The sequence below is a fragment of the Ideonella sp. BN130291 genome (genome assembly GCF_036231905.1).
In the GTDB taxonomy this organism is placed as follows: Bacteria; Pseudomonadota; Gammaproteobacteria; order Burkholderiales; family Burkholderiaceae_C; genus CAMLIZ01.
This window is the reverse complement of record NZ_JAZARE010000004.1, coordinates 16,570-35,261: the sequence shown is the minus strand read 5'-3', so window position 1 is coordinate 35,261 and position 18,692 is coordinate 16,570. Positions and strand designations below refer to the sequence as shown.

General features: G+C 69.4%; 14 protein-coding genes. 6 read left to right on the top strand and 8 right to left on the bottom strand.

Annotated elements, in window-relative coordinates; translation table 11 throughout:
• Positions 1-3 precede the first annotated feature (3 nt).
• The 8 genes from VPH43_RS09370 to VPH43_RS09335 all read right to left on the bottom strand — a co-directional run bounded on the left by VPH43_RS09370 (position 4) and on the right by VPH43_RS09335 (position 9,367).
• Entirely contained in the window at positions 4-2,421 is a 2,418-nt protein-coding gene (locus VPH43_RS09370; RefSeq protein WP_328577424.1) for a response regulator, read from the bottom strand.
• 303 nt (positions 2,422-2,724) lie between these two features.
• Positions 2,725-3,081: a DUF4148 domain-containing protein gene (locus tag VPH43_RS09365; RefSeq protein WP_328577423.1), complete on the bottom strand. Its 357-nt coding sequence runs from the start codon at positions 3,079-3,081 to the stop codon at positions 2,725-2,727.
• Between the two features lie 184 nt (positions 3,082-3,265).
• Positions 3,266-4,054 (bottom strand): enoyl-CoA hydratase, encoded by a 789-nt coding sequence (locus tag VPH43_RS09360; RefSeq protein ID WP_328577422.1) that lies wholly within the window; start codon positions 4,052-4,054, stop codon positions 3,266-3,268.
• Positions 4,055-4,097: 43 nt separating this feature from the next.
• Positions 4,098-5,231, bottom strand: a complete 1,134-nt coding sequence (locus VPH43_RS09355; RefSeq protein WP_328577421.1) for a DUF3108 domain-containing protein — start codon at positions 5,229-5,231, stop codon at positions 4,098-4,100.
• Positions 5,216-6,970 carry a M61 family metallopeptidase gene (locus tag VPH43_RS09350; protein ID WP_328577843.1) on the bottom strand — a complete coding sequence of 585 codons (1,755 nt, stop codon included), beginning with the start codon at positions 6,968-6,970 and terminating at the stop codon, positions 5,216-5,218. The genes VPH43_RS09355 and VPH43_RS09350 overlap by 16 nt, the downstream gene beginning before the upstream one ends.
• Positions 6,971-7,016: 46 nt before the next feature.
• Positions 7,017-7,469: a DUF3429 domain-containing protein gene (locus tag VPH43_RS09345; protein WP_328577420.1), complete on the bottom strand. Its 453-nt coding sequence runs from the start codon at positions 7,467-7,469 to the stop codon at positions 7,017-7,019.
• Between the two features lie 31 nt (positions 7,470-7,500).
• Positions 7,501-8,244, bottom strand: a complete 744-nt coding sequence (locus VPH43_RS09340; protein WP_328577419.1) for a DsbC family protein — start codon at positions 8,242-8,244, stop codon at positions 7,501-7,503.
• A 10-nt stretch (positions 8,245-8,254) separates the two neighbouring features.
• On the bottom strand, positions 8,255-9,367 hold the full coding sequence (locus VPH43_RS09335) for an FAD-dependent monooxygenase (RefSeq protein ID WP_328577418.1): 1,113 nt from the start codon (positions 9,365-9,367) through the stop codon (positions 8,255-8,257).
• Positions 9,368-9,401: 34 nt separating this feature from the next.
• Here VPH43_RS09335 and VPH43_RS09330 point away from each other — a divergent pair, with 34 nt between their 5' ends.
• From VPH43_RS09330 to rpoH, 6 genes are all read left to right on the top strand, one after another.
• On the top strand, positions 9,402-10,259 hold the full coding sequence (locus tag VPH43_RS09330) for an MOSC domain-containing protein (protein WP_328577417.1): 858 nt from the start codon (positions 9,402-9,404) through the stop codon (positions 10,257-10,259).
• A 48-nt stretch (positions 10,260-10,307) separates the two neighbouring features.
• Positions 10,308-11,402, top strand: coding sequence for a redox-regulated ATPase YchF (gene ychF / locus VPH43_RS09325; RefSeq protein WP_328577416.1), 1,095 nt, complete (start codon positions 10,308-10,310; stop codon positions 11,400-11,402).
• On the top strand, positions 11,402-12,292 hold the full coding sequence (locus VPH43_RS09320; RefSeq protein ID WP_328577415.1) for an aldo/keto reductase: 891 nt from the start codon (positions 11,402-11,404) through the stop codon (positions 12,290-12,292). The genes ychF and VPH43_RS09320 overlap by 1 nt, the downstream gene beginning before the upstream one ends.
• A gap of 48 nt (positions 12,293-12,340) precedes the next feature.
• Entirely contained in the window at positions 12,341-15,544 is a 3,204-nt protein-coding gene (locus VPH43_RS09315; protein WP_328577414.1) for a CHASE domain-containing protein, read from the top strand.
• 226 nt (positions 15,545-15,770) lie between these two features.
• The gene (locus VPH43_RS09310; RefSeq protein ID WP_328577413.1) at positions 15,771-17,585 is read left to right on the top strand and encodes a methyl-accepting chemotaxis protein; all 1,815 of its coding nucleotides are present in this window, start codon (positions 15,771-15,773) and stop codon (positions 17,583-17,585) included.
• 167 nt (positions 17,586-17,752) lie between these two features.
• Positions 17,753-18,682 carry an RNA polymerase sigma factor RpoH gene (gene rpoH, locus VPH43_RS09305; RefSeq protein ID WP_328577412.1) on the top strand — a complete coding sequence of 310 codons (930 nt, stop codon included), beginning with the start codon at positions 17,753-17,755 and terminating at the stop codon, positions 18,680-18,682.
• Positions 18,683-18,692: the final 10 nt, after the last annotated feature.

Below are 18,692 nucleotides of genomic sequence, written 5' to 3'. Positions count from 1 at the left end.
ACCTCAGGCCTCGCACACGCGCAGTGCCGCGTCGTGCGGCACCCATGCCAGCAGAGTGCGCACCAGCTCGTCCGGGTCGATCGGCTTGGCGATGTGCGCCTGCATGCCGGCAGCCAGGCATTCCTGCTTGTCTTCTTCCATGGCCGCGGCCGTCATCGCGATGATGGGCAGCGACGTGTACTGCGGCATCTGGCGGATGGCCCGCGTGGCCTGCGGGCCGTCCATGTCGGGCATCTGCATGTCCATCAGCACCGCGTCGAAAGCGGCCTTCTTCACCCAGTCCACCGCCTCCAGCCCGTTGGCGGCCACGGTGACCTGCAAGTCGCCCAGCGCCAGGAAGGCCAGCGCCACCTGCTGGTTCACCACGTTGTCTTCCACCAGCAGCACGCGGGCACCGCGCAGCGGGCGCAGCGCCTGCGCAAATTCGAGGGCCGGCCCGTGCGCCGCGGGAGGCGGCAGCGCCTGGCCGTGCTGCAGCCGCACGATGGTCTCGAACAGGCGCGACGGCGTCACCGGCTTGGGCAGCACGCCGGTGGCAGGCATGCCTTGCAGCGCCTGCTGGACACGCTCTCTCGACTCCAGCGTGACCATCACGATGACCACCAGGCCAGGCCCGCAAAGGCGCCGCGCCTGCTGCACCAGCTCGATGTCGGCTGCTTTCCAATCCAGCAGCAGCAGCTCGTAGCAGGCGCCGGGTTCGGCGCGCCGCAGCTTGAGCAGTGCGTCGTCGGCAAAGGACGCGACAGCCACCTGGAAGCGCCAGCTCTGCAGCATGCGCTGCAGGATCAAGCGCCCGGTGGGCTGGCAGTCCAGCACCAGGGTGCGCATGCCGCGGATGCGAAGCAGGTCCAGCCGCTGCACGGCGTGTTGCGACACACCGAAGCGTGCACTGAAAGCGAAGGTGCTGCCCTGCCCCGGCACGCTGTCCACCGTGATGTTGCCGCCCATCAGCGCCACCAGCCGGCGGCAGATGGCCAGCCCCAGGCCGGTGCCGCCGTAGCGCCGGGCCGTGGAGCGGTCGGCCTGCTCGAAGGCCTCGAACAGGCGCTGCGATTGCGTCGCCGTGAGCCCGATGCCGCTGTCGCGCACGAAGAAGCGCAACTCGACCTGCGCCCCGTCGCGCGACACCTGCTCCACCCCGATCACGATCTCGCCACGCGGCGTGAACTTGATCGCATTGCCCACCAGATTGTTCAGCACCTGCGTGAGCCGCATCGAATCGCCCAGCAGGCGCTGGGGGATGTCCTTGTCGATCTCGAAGAACAAGTCCAAGCCGGCCTCCTCCAGCCTGGCGGCGAAGAGCTGGCCCACACTCTCTATCGTCTCCTCGACGCTGAACTCCTCCGTCTCCAGCATCACCTTGCCGGCGTCGATCTTGGAGTAGTCGAGGATGTCGTTGAGTAGCGTGAGCAGCGCCTTGGACGACGCCTGCACCTTGGACAGGTGATCACGCTGCGTGTCGTCCAGCCGCGTGCCCAGCACCAGCTGCGTCAGCCCGATGATCGCGTTCATCGGCGTGCGGATCTCGTGGCTCATGCTCGCGAGGAACAGGCTCTTAGCGGCGTTGGCGGCCTGCGCCTGGTCACGCGCCGCGCGCAAGGCCTCACCCTGGCGCCGCTCGGCCTCGTGCAACCGGACCAAGCGCGCATACAGCATGCCGTTTTCCAGCAGCAGCTCCAGCAGCACCACACTGCAGGCCAGAAGGCCGTAGATGCGCCCAGCATAGAAGCCGAGGTCGAAGCGGCCGGCGTTGAGCATGGCGGACAGCGCCATGTCGAACAGCCAGGCGCACATCACCACCATCAGCCACAGGTCCAGCACCGAATGAGGGCGGCGCTGCCACAGCACAGCCAAGGCGCCCAGGCTCACCAGCCACACCGCACCCACCGTGCCTTGCATCGCGCCGGTGTAGCGGTGGCCTTGCATGATGGCCGGCAGCCAGCCCTGCCCTGCGGTCGCCAGCCCGAGCAGTGCCAGCCCAGCCAGCACGGCGGCCAGCGGCACCAGCGCGGCCGGCAGCCGGCCCTGCGCTGGGCCGTCGACGGGTGAACGCGGCCGCCGGCGCTGCAGCAGCGCGAACGCCAGCACGAACAGCGGGAAACCGCCATGCCAGAACATGTAGATCCAGGCCGTGCTCTGGGGCCCCGCACCCAGCAGGCCTGTAGGCGCAAACAGGCCGGGAAAGGTGAGCGCATGCCCGACCGTCATCACGGCGGTGAACAGATAGCCGCTGCCCAGCACCAGCAGTGCATTCGACCGCAGGATGCGGAACTGGCCGAACAGCAGCACCGCGGTGATCAGGTCGGTGATCACCAGCGCCGACTCGTAGATCGGCATGAAAGCCGCCACGGGCTGCAGCGGCATCTTGGCCAGCGGCGCACAGACGCAGAAGGCGACGGTGGAAACGATCAGCACCCACATCGCGCGGCGCCGCTCGGCGGGACCGGCTGGCTGGCTCAGCAGAAATGCCGGGCGCTCTGCCTCATCGCTGGCACGGGGCTCATCGTCCGCGACAGCCACTGCTTCTCGCTGGCCTTGCACTACACCGTCTCCCAACAGCTTCTGCCGCCGATGGCGGCGCGTTTGCCCTCCTTATGCCGTGAAGCGGGCATCCGCGCAATGCCTCCAAAGCGGGGAGCCGATGTGAAAAAGCCCTGCCGTGGGTCCCGCGGCAGGGCTGGTGAACCCCGCAGCCGGATGGGCCGCAGGGACAAGAGGAAATGCTTACTTGCTGGCGGTGGTCTGCGAGGCCACGTAGACATTGCCACGCGGGGCACGGGCCTGCGCCAGGGCGCCGCTGTCTTCCGAGTTCATCGCAGCGTATTCGCCGCTGGCCTGGGCAGCCTTGAGCTCGGCGACCACCTGGTCACGCGTCTTCAGCGACTTGCTGAACGACAGGGGGTTGTAGCGGGTGGACCAGGCGTTGATCGTGCCGTCGCGCTTGGCTTGGTCGCGCTCGGCCAGCACCTGGGCGCGGCTCTTGGTGGCGACGGCGTCACGGTAGGTGTCGGGGGTGATGTCGTCGGCCAGGGCGGCACCGGCAACAACCATCATCAGGGCGGCAATGGACAGCTTCTTCATGGTGGACTCCTCAGGGGTTGGTTTCCAGGACACGGTGTGTCCATGGCGTGAATAGTAGAAACCCGGAGTCCAAAGAAAAACCGCAGTGCAGCAAAGGCTGCATTGCGGTTAATGAAAGAATCGTTTTGTCTCCAAGCCGTATCGCTTCGGAAACATCAGCGATCTTAGGGGGTCCACCTCAAGATCAGCGATGTTTGAAGGCTGGCTTGCGTTTGTTGAGGAAGGCGTCCATACCCTCACGCTGGTCCTCGGTGCCGAACAGCGCATGGAACATGCGGCGCTCGTAGGCAATGCCTTCGGACAGCGGGCCTTCGAAGGCGCGGTTCACGCATTCCTTGGCCAGCGTCACGCTGGGCTGCCCGAGCGCGCAGATGGTGTTGGCAGCAGCGAGCGCTTCGTCCAGCAGCTTGTCGGCGGGCACGATGCGCGACACCAGCCCGGCACGTTCAGCCTCGGCCGCATCCATCATGCGGCCGGTGAGCACCATGTCCATTGCCTTGGCCTTGCCCACCGCACGCGGCAGCCGCTGGGTGCCGCCGGCGCCCGGCACGATGCCGATCTTGATTTCCGGCTGGCCGAACTTCGCGGTGTCGGCCGCGATGATGAAGTCGGCCATCATCGCCACCTCGCAGCCGCCACCGAGCGCAAAACCGGCCACCGCGGCGATCACCGGCTTCTTCACCTGGCGCATGGTTTCCCAGTTGCGCGAGATGTAGCCCGTTTTGTAGACGTGCATGAAGTCGTAGCTCGCCATCGCGGCGATGTCTGCACCGGCGGCAAACGCCTTGTCGTTGCCGGTGACCACGATGCAGCCGATGGTGTCGTCGGCATCGAAGGCCAGCAGCGCATGGCCCAGTTCGTCCATCAGCTGGTCGTTCAGGGCGTTCATCTGCTTGGGCCGGTTCAGCGTGATGAGGCCGGTCTTCAGCGGCGCGTCGCCGTGCACGCTGGTGAGGATGCATTCGTAGTTCATGGCGTCTCCTGGGTAGGCCAACGGGTAGGCCGGAACTATAGGGTCAGGGTGCGGCCTGCTGCGGCGCGCGCTCGAGCATCAGGTCGACATAGACCTCGGCGCTTTGTTCGATGCGCACGCGCACCGGCAGGTACTGCAGCGTGGGCGCGATCCAGCTTTCGACGGTGAGCACGTTCTGCGGGCTGTCGATGCGGCGCGGCTTCACGTGCATCACCGGAATCTGGCCAAACGCCGTGTACAGCGTGTCGGCCTCCACCACGTCGTAGGTCCAGCGATCCACGCGCCGCGGCAGCGCCAGCGGCACCTCCACCGACTGGCCGACCTGCAGTCGCTGCGGCTGGGTGGTGAACAGCCACGTCAGCTGCACCAGCTGGCTGGCGGTGTCCTGCACGCCCTCGGGGCGCGGGCGCGTGCTGCCATTGGCCAGCACCACCCGGTCGTCCTCGAAACGCACGGTGGCATGGCGCGGCGGCTGGAACGCCACCCGCGTGTCCTCGTGGTAGCGCTGGGGCTTCAGGCCCTGCTCGCTCAGCTCGCCGTCGCTGGTCATCTGGCGCTGCATCAAGGGCGCGACCGAGAGGCCGACGATCACATCCAAGTGCACCTGGTAGCGGTTGCCGCTGCGTATCCATTGCACCCGCGCAGACCCTTCCACCGGGCCCTGGTAGTTGCCGGTGAGCAGGTAGCTCAGGCGTGTGGAGGGTGGCCATTCGAAAGGCGGGGCAGCGGGCGCCGAAGCGCCGATGTCGGGCGCCGACGCCGCGGTAGCGGATACCTCGGCGACCTGCACGCTGTCTGAAGGCGGCTGCGAGGCAGGAGACTCAGGCGGCGACGCACTCGAGGCAACATCGGGCGCCTGCGCGACCTCTGGGGCCGCCTCGGCCTGGGCTTGCGACGCGGCCGGCTCCGGGCTGGCGGCCACACTGCGGCGCGGCGCGCGCGCCACGGCGGGCGCCTGCGCGCCAGCAGGTGGTGCGGCCTGTGCGAGCTCGCGGACAAACGCCACTTCCATGCGGGTGGGGCTGCTGTCCGCGGCACCCCAGCCGAAGCGGTCCTCCGCCAGCTCATCGGTGACCCAGCCATGCAAGCTCACCACGGCGAGCAGCAACAACAGCCAGGCGGCACGGCGGCGCCAACGCCGGCCCGTGCCGTGCTCGGGCGTCAGCCCTGCAGCCATGCGCGGCGCACGGCGGCCGCGTCCTTGGGCGCCTTGTCGGCCAGGACGAGCGACGGTGTGCGCGGCAGCTCGGACACCGCCGGGGGCACCACCCGCACGGCGAAGACACGGCCGTCGCGCACCACCAGCAGCTCCAGCGCTTCGCCGGTGGACAACCAGGCCTGGGCCTCGTCGAGCCGGCGCACCCGCCAGCCCTGCACCGCCAGCAGTTCATCGCCCGGGCACAGGCCGGCACGTTCGGCCGCGCTGCCGCGCAGCACCGACTTGACCTGCACGCCGCTGATCGGCCCTTCGCTCACCTTCAGCCCCAGGGCCGCCGGGAGGCCCGTGGCCGGCTCTTCACGCACCGCCACGCCCACCCGCTCCAGCAGCCGGGCCAGCGGCAGGTCGTCGGTGCCATGCACCCAGGCGCGCAACTCCTCGGCCACACGGCGGCCGCCGGCCTGCTCCACCGCGCCCAGGATGTCGGCCTCGCTGATCGGCCCGCCCTGGGACTGCTGCCACAGCTGGCGCATCACCTGGTCCAGCGTGGCTTCGCGCTTGGGCGCCGCGCGCAAGGCGAGGTCCAGCGCCAGAGCCACCAGCGAGCCCTTGGTGTAGTAGCTGATCGTGGCGTTGGGCGTGTTCTCGTCGGCGCGGTAGTACTTCACCCAGGCGTCGAAGCTGGCCTGGGCCACGCTCTGCACCTTGCGGCCCGGCAGGCCCAGCACGCCGGCCAGGGTGGTGCCCAGCAGCTTGAGGTAACGCGTTTCGTCGAGCAGGCCGCTGCGCAACAGGAACAGGTCGTCGTAGTAGGAGGTGAAGCCCTCGAAGAACCACAGCAGCTCGGTGTAGTTCTCGCGCGTGTAATCGAGCTGCGCAAACTCCGCCGGCTTCAGGCGCTTGACGTTCCAGGTGTGGAAGTACTCGTGGCTGATCAGGCCCAGCAGGCGCACATAGCCGTCGGTGAGGCCCGGCTGGCCGCGCCGCGGCAGGTCGCGCCGCGGGCCGATCAACGCGGTGCTGGCCCGATGCTCCAGCCCGCCATAGGCGTCTTCCACCGCATTGAGCATGAACACATAGCGCTCGAAGGGCGGCCGGCCCGTGCCCTTCTTGCCCGGCAGGCCATGCCAGAACGCGATCTCCGTTTCGCAGATGCGCTTGGCGTCGGCCAGCAGGCGTTCCCCATCGAAGCTGGGCAAGGCGCCGGCCACCACGAACTCATGCGGCACACCGGCCGCCTCGAACTGGCCACGCCAGAAGCGGCCCAGCTCGAAGGGGTGGTCCACCAGTTCGTCATAGTCGGCCGCTTCGAACACCCCGCGCCCGGCCGACGGCATGGCCGTGGCCACCTCCCAGCCCCTGGGCAAGCTCGCCAGGCGCAGGCGATGCGGCTCCTGCTCGCGTCCTTCGACGCGCAGGCACAGGCTGGTGCCGTTGAAGAAGCCGCGGTTGGCATCGAGGAACGCGGTGCGCACCGACGTGTCGAAGGCGTACACCATGTAGCTGATGCTCAGCGCCGCGCGGCCGCTGCAGCGTGCCAGCCAAGTGGTCTTGTCCAGCTGCTGCAGCGCCACCTCGCGGCCGCCCTGGCGGGCCGTCATCTGCGACAGGTGGCGGCCGAACTCGCGCACCATGTAGCTGCCCGGAATCCACACCGGCAGCGACAGCCGCTGCTCGGCCGCGGGCTGCGGCAGCTCCAGGGTCACCCGGTACTGGTGGGTGTGCGGATCGGCAACGTCGATGCGATAGGAGATCATCAGGAGGGACAACAACGGGTCGGACAGAGGGCGCCGGGCGCCCGCATCAGGCGTTTGCCGCGCCGATGAAGCAGCTGAAGGCCGCCACCGCGCTGAAGCGGAAACGCAAGGTGAGCCAGGCGGCCAGGCCTTCGGCCGGGTACAGCTTGCGGTCGACCAGGTAGCCCGCCACCAGCAGCACCCCCTGCACCACCAGCCCGGCATCCGGGCGCATCATCACGCCGGCCCACGCCAGCAAGGCGAACGCCGCGCCGGACGCCAGCAGCCGGGCCGGCGCATCGCTGTGGCGCATCGCCAGGCCCCAGTGCACCCCACCCAGCAAGGCCACCACCACCGCGGCATAGGCGCACAGCGCCTGGGTGACGTAGGGCCGGGCATCCGGCCAGACCAGCCAGATCAGCAGCGCACTCAGCACGAAGGGCACAAGGCCCGCATAAACCCAGCGGCGCGCGAGGGGCGGCACGGACAGGGGCGGCGGCAGGGCAAGGGCGGCATCCATGGGCGCGCATTGTCGCCCGCGGAGTGCGGCGTCAGTTCTTGGCGATCAGGGCCAGCTGCTTTTCCACCTGGTCCAGCGGGAGTGCACCCGGCACGCGAGTGCCGTCCTCGAAGATCACGGCCGGCGTGCCGTTGAGGTGGTGCTTGCGCGCCAGGGCCGCGTTGCGCTCGATGGCGGACGCATCGCAGGCGCCCATCACGCGGGCCGGCGCCTTGTTCTCCAGCATCCAGCCACGCCAGGCCGCCGTGTTGTCCTTGGCGCACCAGATCGCCTTGGACTTCTCCGGCGAATCGCCGCCCAGGATGGGGACCACGAAGGTGTAGACCGTGACGTCCTTCACGTCCTGCAGGGTGCGCTCGAAGCGCTTGCAGTAGCCGCAGTTGGGGTCGGCAAAGATGGCCAGCTTGCGCTTGCCGGTGCCCGTCTTCCAGACGATGGCGTCCTTCAGCGGCAGGCTGGCGAAGTCGATCGCAGTGAGCTTGTTGATGCGCGCTTCGGTGAGGTTCACCTTGCTGCGCGTGTCCAGGATCTGGCCTTCGATGAGATGGTTGCCCTGCTCGTCGCTGTACAGCACCTCGGTGCCCATGCGGATCTCGTAGAGGCCCGGGATCGGCGTCTTGCTGATCTCGTCGATCTTGGGCATGTTGGGCATGCGCTCGGCGATGTTCTTGCGGATGGCCGCCGCGTCCTGCGCAAGCGCGAATTGGGCGCTCAGCACGCCGATGGCCAGGCCCAGGGCCACGCGGGACGAAAGACGGAAAGGCAAGGTCGGCATCAAGAATCCTTCAGCTGCTGAGCGCACGCGCGGCCAGCCAGCGTTTGAGCGGCGGGAGGCCATTGACCAGAGTCAGGCCCTGGTTGCGAAGTTCCCGCACCCAGGGCGCGGAGTGTGAAAAGAGTTGCAGCAGGCCGTCGGTCACCTGGCCCATGGCCCAGGTGGGCAGGCGGCGCTCGCGGGCATAACGGCGCAGCAGCTTCACGTCGTCCAGCGTGCGCCAGCTTTCCCGTTCGGCGATCACGCGCGCCAGAGCAGCCACGTCGGCCAGGCCCAGGTTGAGCCCCTGCCCCGCCAGCGGATGCACCAGGTGGGCGGCGTCCCCCAGCAGGGCCCAGCCCGGCCCGCACACCGGCTCGGCCTGGGCGATGGCCAGCGGCCAGGCCGCCCGTGGCCCGGCCAGGGTCAGCGTGCCGGCTGCGCCGCCGGTGGCTTCGTTCAGTTCCCGCTCGAAGCTGGCATCGTCCAGCGCCAGCACCGACTGCGCCCGCGCTTCGGGCAACGACCACACCAGGCCGTAGGAGGCGCCCGGCTGCGGGCGATCGAAGGGCAGCAACGCCAGCACGTCGGGCGCGCGGAACCACTGGCGGGCGGTGCCTGCATGCGGCTGGGTGGCACACAGCCGGGCCGCGACGGCACGCTGGCCATACGCCTGCGGCGTCCACTGCACGCCGTGTTCGGCCCGGCTGGCGGAGTCGCGGCCATCGCACAGCGCGGTCAAGGTGCACGCCACCGGCTTGTCGGCCACCAGCTGCACATGCGGCGCAAAACGCAGCGCCGCAGCGAGTGCGTCCTCCAGCGCGGCGGCATCGACGATCCAGGCGAGCGCTTCCACGCCCTGCTGCCAGGCGGAAAAGCGGATCGCCGCGCCGGCCGCGTCGCCTTCGACCTGCATGTCGTAGACCGGCGTCACGGCGTCGTCGGGCAATGCGCCCCAGACCTTGAGCTCGCTGAGCAAGGCCACCGAGCCGGCGTTGAGTGCGTAGGCCCGCACGTCCGTGGATGCGGGCGGGCGCTCGTCACGCCCCTGCAAGGCCACCGACAGGCCCTGGCGCGACAAGGCCAGCGCCAGGCTGCGCCCCACCACGCCGGCTCCGCGAACACACACATCGACTCGGTCCATCGGGTCATTGTAGGGAGCGCTCACAATCGAGCGCATGAGTGACCTGACTGTTCGCATCGCCTCGCTGTACGTCCATCCCGTCAAGTCCTGCGCCGGGGTGTCGCCGGCCCAGGCGCTGCTGTCGCCCACCGGCCTGCAGCATGACCGCCGCTGGATGATCGTGACGCCCGACGGCCAGTTCGTCACCCAGCGCCAGCTGCCGCGCATGGCGCTGATCCGCACCGCACTCGAAGGCGACGGCTTGCGCCTGGACGCTCCTGGACTGCCCAGCCTGCGGCCCGCCCCGCACGCCGCGGGCCGCCCCTGCCGCGTGACGGTGTGGAAGGACGAAGTGGCCGCACGCGACCTGGGCGATGAAGCCGCTGCCTGGTTGGCCCAGGCGCTGGGCCAGTCGCTGCGCCTGGTGGCCTTCGAGCCCGAGCAGCCACCCCGCCTGTCCAGCCGCGACTGGACCGGCGATCTGCAGGCGCCCAACCACTTTTCCGATGGCTTCCCTGTTCTGGTTACCTCCACCGCAGGGCTGCAGGCGCTGAACCGGCGCCTGGCTGAACGCGGCATCGCCCCCGTGGGCATGGAGCGCTTCCGGCCCAACCTGGTGCTCGACGGCCTGGAAGACGCCAACGGCGAGGACTTCATCGACGAGCTGCGCTTCGAGACCGCCGAGGGCCCGGTGGTGCTCAAGCTGGTGAAACCCTGCGTGCGCTGCACCATCCCCAGCGTGGACCCGCGCACCGGCGAACAGGGCACCGAGCCCGGTGACACCTTGAGCAGCTACCGCGCCGACAGCCGCATGGGCGGCGGCATCACCTTCGGCATGAACGCGGTGATCGTCGAAGGCGTCGGCCGCACGCTGGCCGTCGGCATGCCGGGCGAAGCGAGCCTCGCGTTCTAAAATCCCGCCCTTCCCCTCGCCCACGCGCGATCCGAGCGAAAGCCTTCCATGAGCCTCAAATGCGGCATCGTGGGCCTGCCCAACGTCGGCAAGTCCACCCTTTTCAATGCGCTGACCAAAGCCGGCATTGCGGCCGAGAACTACCCCTTCTGCACCATCGAGCCCAACGTGGGCATCGTGGAGCTGCCCGATCCGCGGCTGGACAAGCTGGCCGAGATCGTGAAGCCCGAACGCATCGTGCCGGCGATCGTGGAGTTCGTGGACATCGCCGGCCTGGTGGCGGGCGCCTCCAAGGGCGAAGGCCTGGGCAACCAGTTCCTCTCGCACATCCGCGAGACGGACGCGATCGTGAACGTGGTGCGCTGCTTCGAGGACGAGAACGTCATCCATGTGGCCGGCAAGGTCGACCCGATCGCCGACATCGAGGTGATCCAGACCGAGCTCTGCTTGGCCGACATGGCCACGGTGGAGAAGGCGCTGCAGCGCTACACCAAGGTGGCCAAGGCCGGCGGCGACAAGGAAGCGCAGCGCCTGGTGGACGTGCTGCGCAAGTGCGAGGCCGCGCTCAATGAAGCCAGGCCGGTGCGTACCATCGATTTCAGCAAGGAAGAGCAGGCGGTGTTGAAGCCGCTGTGCCTCATCACCGCCAAGCCGGCGATGTTCGTGGGCAACGTGGACGAAGGCGGTTTCCACGACAACCCGCTGCTGGCCCAGCTGGAGGCCTACGCGGCCAAACAAAACGCTCCGGTGGTCGCGATCTGCGCGAAGACCGAATCCGAGCTCGCCGACATGGCCGACGAGGACCGACTGATGTTCCTGCAGGAGATGGGGCAGGACGAACCGGGCCTGAACCGCCTGATCCGCGCGGCGTTCAAGCTGCTGGGCCTGCAGACCTACTTCACCGCCGGCGTGAAGGAAGTGCGCGCCTGGACCATCCACGTCGGCGACACCGCGCCGCAGGCGGCCGGCGTGATCCACACCGACTTCGAACGCGGTTTCATCCGCGCCCAGACCATCGCCTACGACGACTTCGTGGCCTACAAGGGCGAACAGGGTGCCAAGGACGCCGGCAAGATGCGCGCCGAAGGCAAGGAATACGTCGTCAAGGATGGCGACGTGATGAATTTCCTGTTCAACGTGTGATGGTCGAGCTCAGCGCCGGCGGCGCCCGCGTGTCGCCGGTGGTGGCCGGCGCGTGGCGCATGGACAGCTGGGGCTGGAGCCCCGCCGAGCGCCTGCGCTGGATCCAGCAGTGCGTGGACCTGGGTGTCACCAGCTTCGACCACGCGGACATCTACGGCGGCTACACGGTGGAGGCCCTGTTCGGCGAGGCGCTGGCGCTGCAGCCGGCGCTGCGTGAACGCATCCAGCTGGTGAGCAAATGCGGCATCAAGCTGGTGTCGCCCGCGCGGCCTGGCCACCGCATCAAGTCCTACGACACCTCGGCGGCGCACATCGTGGCCAGCGTCGAGCAGTCCCTCGCGGCCTTGCGCACCGACCGGCTGGACCTGCTGCTGATCCACCGGCCCGACGCGCTGATGGATGCGGCCGAGATCGCGCACACCGTGCAACGGCTGCGGCGGGAGGGGAAGGTGCTGCACTTCGGCGTCTCCAACTTCACGCCTTCGCAGTTCGCGCTGCTGGATGCGGCCACGCCGCTGGCCACCAACCAGATCGAACTGCACCCGCTGCAGCTGGCCCCGTTGCACGACGGCACGCTGGACCAGGCCCAGGCCCTGGGCCGCCGGCCGATGATCTGGTCGCCGCTGGCGGGCGGGCGCCTGCTGGCCGGTGAAGACACTGCGGCGCTGCGCGTGCGGCGCGTGCTGCAGGCCGTTGGCGAACGCCTGGGCTGCCCAGCCGCCACCGTGGCCTATGCCTGGCTGCTGCGCCACCCGGCCCGGCCGGTGCCGGTGGCCGGCTCCCGCCGCATCGAGGGGCTGCGTGAAGCCGTGGCCGCACTGGATGTGCGGCTGGACGCACAAACCTGGTACGAGATCTGGCAGGCCGGCCAGGGCCAAGAAGTGCCGTAGTCAGCGGTCGCATTCACGCATGCCGGTGGTAGGCTGTCGCGTTCCCCCATGACCAGCGAAAAGCAGCCGCCCACCTGGCTGGCCCTGCCCGCCACCGCCGTCGCCTACCTGGTGACCGGCTGGATCGCGTTGTCCCTCGCGACCGCGCCGTCGTATGCGGCTCCCTTGTACCCCTCGGCCGGCATCGCGCTGGCCTGCGTGCTGGTCTATGGCGCGCGCGTGCTGCCCGGCGTGGCGCTGGGCGCCTTTGCGGTGAACCTGCTGCTCACCGGCGGCCGCGGCCAGCCGGTGCTCACACCCTGGGTGGCGCTGGCGTTGCCGGTGGCCATCGGCCTGGGCGCGGCCTTGCAGGCCTGGCTGGGCGCCCTGCTGGTCCGGCAGCTGGTGAGCCAGCCGCTCACGCTGAGCGAGCCGCGCGACGTGGCGCGCTTTTTCGTGCTGGGCGCCCTGCTCGCCTGCACCGTCAGCGCCAGCGTGGCCACCGGCGCGCTGCACCTGGCCGGCGCGATGCCGGCGGGCAGCGCCGGCACCACCTGGTGGATCTGGTGGGCGGGCGATGCGCTGGGCGTGCTGATCGGCGCCCCGGTCGCGCTCACCCTCATCGGCCGGCCGCGCAGCGAATGGGCCCATCGTCGCAACTCGGTCGGCCTGTCGCTGGTGCTGGTGACCGCCTTGCTGGCGACCGCCGCCATGCAGGTGGCGCGCTGGGACGAGCAGCGCACGCGCGTGATCTTCGAGCGTGATGCCGGCCGGGCCGCCGATGCGCTGGTGGCCCAGCTCGACAACCCGCTGCATGCGCTGGAAGCGATGCGTGGCACGGCGGCGGCGATGGGCGGTGTCACGCGCGAGGCGCTTCGCACGGCATCCGCGCATTGGCTGATGCAGCCTTTCCATCTCAAGGCCATCGGCTGGGCCGAACGTGTGCCGCGCGACGACATTGCGCGCTTCGAGGCGGCCGTGCGCGCGGAGCTCGGCATGCCGGGCTACAAGGTGTTCGACCGCTCCGACCCGGAAGCGGCAGCCCAGGCGCGCGAGGACGCCGATGTGGTGGCCATCCGCTACATCGAGCCACCCCAGGGCAACCAGGCCGCACTGGGCGTGAACCCGCTGTCCATCAGCCCGGCACGTCCCGCACTGGAGGCCGCCCGCGTCACCGGCCGGCCGCAGGCCAGCGGCGGCTTCCGGCTGACCCAGGAGGTGGGCGACCAGACCGGCGTGGTGATCTACCAGGCGCTGTACCAGGGCAACCCCGGCATCGAGGCGCAGCGGCGCACGCAGCTGAGCGGCATGCTGTTCGCCACCCTGCGCATGGAGGAAGCGGTGCAGAGCGTGGCGGCGCCACTGCCGCCCTACCTGCGCTGGTGCCTGGTGGACACCGACCCGCGCGGCGGCCGGCAGCGGCTGGCCGGCGGCGCGGGCTGCGAGCACGAGCCGGCCGCCGGCTTTGCCCACACACGCGCCATCGACTACGCCGGCCGCCACTGGGAGCTGCGCCTCACCGCGGCGGTCGGCACGGTGCCGGAGAGCCGGCACTGGAACGCCTGGCTGTTCTCGCTGGTGGGGCTGATGGCCACCTCGATGCTGGGCGCGCTGCTGCTCACCGTCACCGGGCGCACCCGCCGCATCGAGGTGGCTGTGGCCGAGCGCACCGCCGACCTGCGGCACGAGGTGGCCGAGCGCACCCGCACCGAGGCGGCGCTGCGCGAAAGCGAGCAGCGCTTCCGCAACATCCTCGACCACGTGCCCATCGGGCTGATCTACACCGACCTGAACGGCCGCATCCAGGAGGCCAACCCCAAGCTGCGCGACATGATCGGCTATTCGCCCGAGGAGCTGGTGGGCAAGAGCATCCTGCACCTCACGCATCCGCAGGACCGTGCCGCCGACATCGAGCTCGGCCGCCGCGTGATCCAGGGTGTCGTGCCGGTGTACCGCCGACAGAAGCGCTACATCGCGCGCGACGGCAGCGTGCTGTGGGTGCAGGCCACCGTGTCCGCGCTGCGCGACCCCGAAGGCCGGCCGCTGCGCATGGTGGGTGTGGTGGAAGACATCACCGAGCACCTGAAGCTGGAGGAGGCCGAGCGGGCGCGTGAGACGGCCGAAGCCGCCAACCGCGCAAAGAGCGATTTCGTGTCCCGCATGAGCCATGAACTGCGCACGCCGCTCAACGCGATGCTCGGCTTTGCCCAGCTGCTGGAGCTGGACCGCCAGGCCCCGCTGCGGCCCCACCAGATCGAATGGACCGCCCAGATCCAGCAGGCCGGCTGGCACCTGCTGCACATGATCAACGACACCCTGGACCTGTCGCGCATCGAATCGGGCACCCTGCGGCTGCAGACCCAGGCGGTGCCGGTGGCCGAGGTGGTGCAGTCCACTTGCGCGCTGGTGGAGCAGGCCGCAACGCAGCGCCGGGTCACGGTCGAGCAGCACCTGGACCCGGCGGCGGACGCGGTGCTGGGGGATGAAACCCGGGTCAAGCAGATCCTCACCAACCTGCTGAGCAACGCCGTCAAGTACAACGTCGAGGGCGGCCGGGTGCTCATCACCTCGCGCCTGGCCGGCCCCGACACGCTGGAGATCGAGGTGCGCGACAGCGGCCTGGGCATGGATGAAGCGCAGATGGCGGAGCTGTTCCAGCCGTTCAACCGCCTGGGGCGGGAGTCGCACGCCGAAGGCACGGGCATCGGGCTGGTCATCAGCCGCCGGCTGGCCGAGCTGATGGGCGGCGCCCTCACCGCGCAGAGCAGGCCCGGCGAAGGCTCGTCGTTCCGGCTGGTCCTGCCGCTGGCACGCCGCGACGCCGGCATGCCTGTAGCGCCCTTGCCGGGGCAGGCGCGCGAGGCCCTGGACTACCACCAGCGCCTGGTGCACTACATCGAGGACAACGAGACGAACGCCGAGGTCATGCGCGGCATCCTCGCGCAGCGTCCGCAGGTGCGGCTGAAGGTGTCCGGCACCGGCCTGGATGGGCTGGCCGCCATCCGCCAGCAGCCGCCCAGCCTGGTGCTGCTGGACATGCACCTACCCGACGTGGACGGCCTGGAGCTGCTGCGCCACCTGAAGCAGGACCTCCGCACCGCCGACATCCCGGTGATCGTGGTGTCCGCCGACGCCACCCGCATCCGCATCGACGAGGCGATGGCGCTGGGCGCTGCGCACTACGTCACGAAGCCGGTCAACGTGGCCGCCATGCTGCGGCTGCTGGACGAGGTGCTGGAGCAGCAGGACACGCGCTTCAGCGTGGACCTGTAGGAGCGCTCGGCGCTCGGCTCCACCGCCCACGGCCCACGGCCCCGGCCGGGCGACGAACTGGCCGGTGTTTCCCAGCTTTTTTGCACTCCCGCGGCGCAGCCCAGCGCCGAACAATCGGGCGGCGGGTCTTCAGTTCGGCGCGCTGCGGCCGATACCGACCCATACCCCGCACCCACGCCCGCTGCGGCGGCGCGAGTCCGGTCTGCTTAGCCACGAGAGAACGCCCATGTTTTCACTTCGATCGATTTCGGTACGCTCGCGCTTCCTGCTGGTGATGGCCGTGGTCACCCTGTCGCTGGTGGGCCTGGGAGGCTGGGGCTTCCTGTCCAGCAAGACGGGCAACGACACCACCTCGCGCCTGTTCGAGCAGGCCAATGCAGCGAGCGCCGAAGTGGGCAACCTGCGCGAAGCGCTGTCCAACCTGCGCCGCTACGAAGCCACGATGATGGCCGTGTCCACCGCCAACCCGACGGGGGTGGAGGAGTACGTCAAGGCCTGGAAGAAGGAGCTGGCCAACGTCAAGACCGTCGGCGAGCACCTCGTCAAGGCCAACGAAGGCCACGCCGAGATCGCCACCCTGGTGGCCAGCCAGTCCAAGCTGCTGGACGAGTACGCCGCGGTCATCGCGCCGATCGCCGATCAGCTGCAGGGCGCCAAGATCGACGCCGCGGTGGCACTGGCCTACGCCGGCAAGGCCGAGGGCACGGTCAAGCAGCTGCAAGCCAACAGCGACGCCCTGGTGAAGGCGCAACAGGCCAGCCTGGCCTCGCTGCGCACCGAACTCGCCAACAGCGCCACCCTGGCGTCCACCTTGCGCCTGCTGCTGGTGGCCGGCACGCTGGCGCTGTTCGTGCCGCTGATGTGGCTGACCCTGCGCTCGGTGTGCAAGCCGCTGGATGAAGCGATCGAGGTGGCCAGCCGCATTGCCAAGGGCGACCTGAGCGTGAGCTGGGCGGTGGAAGGCCAGGACGAGCCGGCCCGGCTGATGCATGCGCTGCAGGCCATGCAGGACGCGCTGCGCACGCTGGTGGGCCAGGTGCGCGAATCGGCCGAAAGCATCCAGACGGCCAGCACGGAGGTCGCCTCCGGCAACCAGGACCTGAGCCAGCGCACCGAAGAGGCCGCCTCCAGCCTGCAGCAGACCGCCTCGTCGATGGTGCAGCTGACCGACAACGTGCGCCAGAGCGCGGACGCGGCCTCGCAGGCCAACCAGCTCGCCTCGTCGGCGTCCAACGTCGCCTCGCGCGGCGGCGCGGTGGTGGCCCAGGTGGTGTCGACCATGGACGAGATCAACTCCAGCTCCAAGAAGATCGCCGACATCATCGGCGTGATCGACGGCATCGCCTTCCAGACCAACATCCTGGCGCTGAACGCCGCAGTGGAAGCCGCCCGCGCCGGCGAGCAGGGCCGCGGTTTTGCCGTGGTGGCCGGCGAAGTGCGCTCGCTGGCACAGCGCAGTGCCGAGGCCGCCAAGGAGATCAAGGCCCTGATCGGCACCAGCGTGGACAAGGTGGAGACCGGTGCCCGCCTGGTGCAGGACGCCGGCAGCACGATGAACGAGATCGTGGCCAGCGTGCAGCGTGTGACCGACATCATCGGCGAGATCACCGCCGCATCGGCCGAGCAGTCCGGCGGCATCAGCCAGGTGAGCACGGCCGTGAACACCCTGGACAAGATGACGCAGCAGAACGCGGCGCTGGTGGAAGAGTCCGCCGCCGCGGCGGAAAGCCTGAAGGACCAGGCCCACAAGCTGTCCGGCATCGTGGCGACCTTCCGCCTGGGCGACGCGGGCAGCCGCACGGCACCCGTACCCGCACCCGCCAGCCGCGCGGCCAGCACGCCTGCCCCGGCGGCCAAGCCCGCACCCCCCAGCCGGCCGGCGCCAGTGGCGGCCCACCAGGCGGCAGCGCAAGCCGTCATCGAACGCGCCAAGGAAGAGTCCCGCCCGCCCCTGGCGGTCGCCGCGGCTCCGCTGGCCGCCGCCGCCCCGGCACGTGTGCCTGCCAAACCGGATGACGACGGTGACTGGGAAACCTTCTGAGGCCGCCCGGCTCACAAGACGGCAGCCCGCGGGCTGCCGTTTTTCATTGCGTTAGCACTCACTCTCTAATTTGTGCCGTGTTGATGTGGCGCAATCCGTCATCAGCACTCTCAATTGGCGAGTGCTAATATCGGGAACCGAAGCGGAATCCAAAGGTCAGAGACTTCATGAACCTGTCCCGATCCTCCACCGCCGTTGCCATCCGCGACCCGTGGTCGATGGTGCCGTCCCTGGGCAACCTGGACGCCTACATTTCCGCGGTGAACCGCATCCCCCTGGTCACCCACGACGAAGAGGTCGAGCTGGCCACGCGCTGGCGCACGAGCGGCGACCTCGAGGCGGCCGGCCGCCTGGTGCTGTCGCACCTGCGCCTGGTGGTCTCCGTTTCACGCCAGTACCTGGGCTACGGGCTGCCGCAGGGCGACCTGATCCAGGAAGGCAACGTGGGCCTGATGAAGGCGGTGAAACGCTTCGACCCCACCCAGGGCGTGCGCCTGGTGAGCTACGCGCTGCACTGGATCAAGGCCGAGATCCATGAATACATCCTGAAGAACTGGCGCATGGTGAAGGTGGCCACCACGAAGGCGCAGCGCAAGCTGTTCTTCAACCTGCGCTCGATGAAGCAGGGCATGAAGAGCGAAGCGGCCGATGCGGACACCCACCGCAGCACCCTCACGCCGGCCGAAGTGGCGCAGATGGCGGCGCAGCTGAAGGTCAAGCCCGAAGAAGTGCTGGAGATGGAAACCCGGCTGTCCGGCGGCGACGTGGCCCTGGAGCCGCAGAACGACGACTCGGAAGAGAGCTACGCGCCCATCGCCTACCTGGCCGACGACACCTCCGAGCCCACCCAGGTGCTGGAGGCGCGCCGGCGCGACCACCTGGCCGGCGACGGCGTGCAGCAGGCGCTGGAGGTGCTGGACGACCGCAGCCGCCGCATCGTGGAAGAGCGCTGGCTGAAGGTGAACGACGACGGCTCCGGCGGCATGACGCTGCATGAGCTGGCGGCTGAATACGGCGTCAGTGCCGAACGCATCCGCCAGATCGAGGTGGCCGCCATGAAAAAGATGCGCAAGGCGCTGGTGGCCGAGCCGGCCTGAGGCAGCGCAC

Bases quoted from the DNA above. Each gene is read 5' to 3' on its own strand.
- ychF (WP_328577416.1), top strand. From the start codon at position 10,308: ATGAGCCTCAAATGCGGCATCGTGGGCCTGCCCAACGTCGGCAAGTCC.
- VPH43_RS09365 (WP_328577423.1), bottom strand. From the start codon at position 3,081: ATGAAGAAGCTGTCCATTGCCGCCCTGATGATGGTTGTTGCCGGTGCC.
- rpoH (WP_328577412.1), top strand. From the start codon at position 17,753: ATGAACCTGTCCCGATCCTCCACCGCCGTTGCCATCCGCGACCCGTGG.
- VPH43_RS09335 (WP_328577418.1), bottom strand. From the start codon at position 9,367: ATGGACCGAGTCGATGTGTGTGTTCGCGGAGCCGGCGTGGTGGGGCGC.
- VPH43_RS09370 (WP_328577424.1), bottom strand. From the start codon at position 2,421: ATGTGGGTGCTGATCGTTTCCACCGTCGCCTTCTGCGTCTGTGCGCCG.
- VPH43_RS09310 (WP_328577413.1), top strand. From the start codon at position 15,771: ATGTTTTCACTTCGATCGATTTCGGTACGCTCGCGCTTCCTGCTGGTG.
- VPH43_RS09315 (WP_328577414.1), top strand. From the start codon at position 12,341: ATGACCAGCGAAAAGCAGCCGCCCACCTGGCTGGCCCTGCCCGCCACC.
- VPH43_RS09330 (WP_328577417.1), top strand. From the start codon at position 9,402: ATGAGTGACCTGACTGTTCGCATCGCCTCGCTGTACGTCCATCCCGTC.
- VPH43_RS09345 (WP_328577420.1), bottom strand. From the start codon at position 7,469: ATGGATGCCGCCCTTGCCCTGCCGCCGCCCCTGTCCGTGCCGCCCCTC.
- VPH43_RS09355 (WP_328577421.1), bottom strand. From the start codon at position 5,231: ATGGCTGCAGGGCTGACGCCCGAGCACGGCACGGGCCGGCGTTGGCGC.
- VPH43_RS09320 (WP_328577415.1), top strand. From the start codon at position 11,402: ATGGTCGAGCTCAGCGCCGGCGGCGCCCGCGTGTCGCCGGTGGTGGCC.
- VPH43_RS09360 (WP_328577422.1), bottom strand. From the start codon at position 4,054: ATGAACTACGAATGCATCCTCACCAGCGTGCACGGCGACGCGCCGCTG.
- VPH43_RS09340 (WP_328577419.1), bottom strand. From the start codon at position 8,244: ATGCCGACCTTGCCTTTCCGTCTTTCGTCCCGCGTGGCCCTGGGCCTG.
- VPH43_RS09350 (WP_328577843.1), bottom strand. From the start codon at position 6,970: ATGATCTCCTATCGCATCGACGTTGCCGATCCGCACACCCACCAGTAC.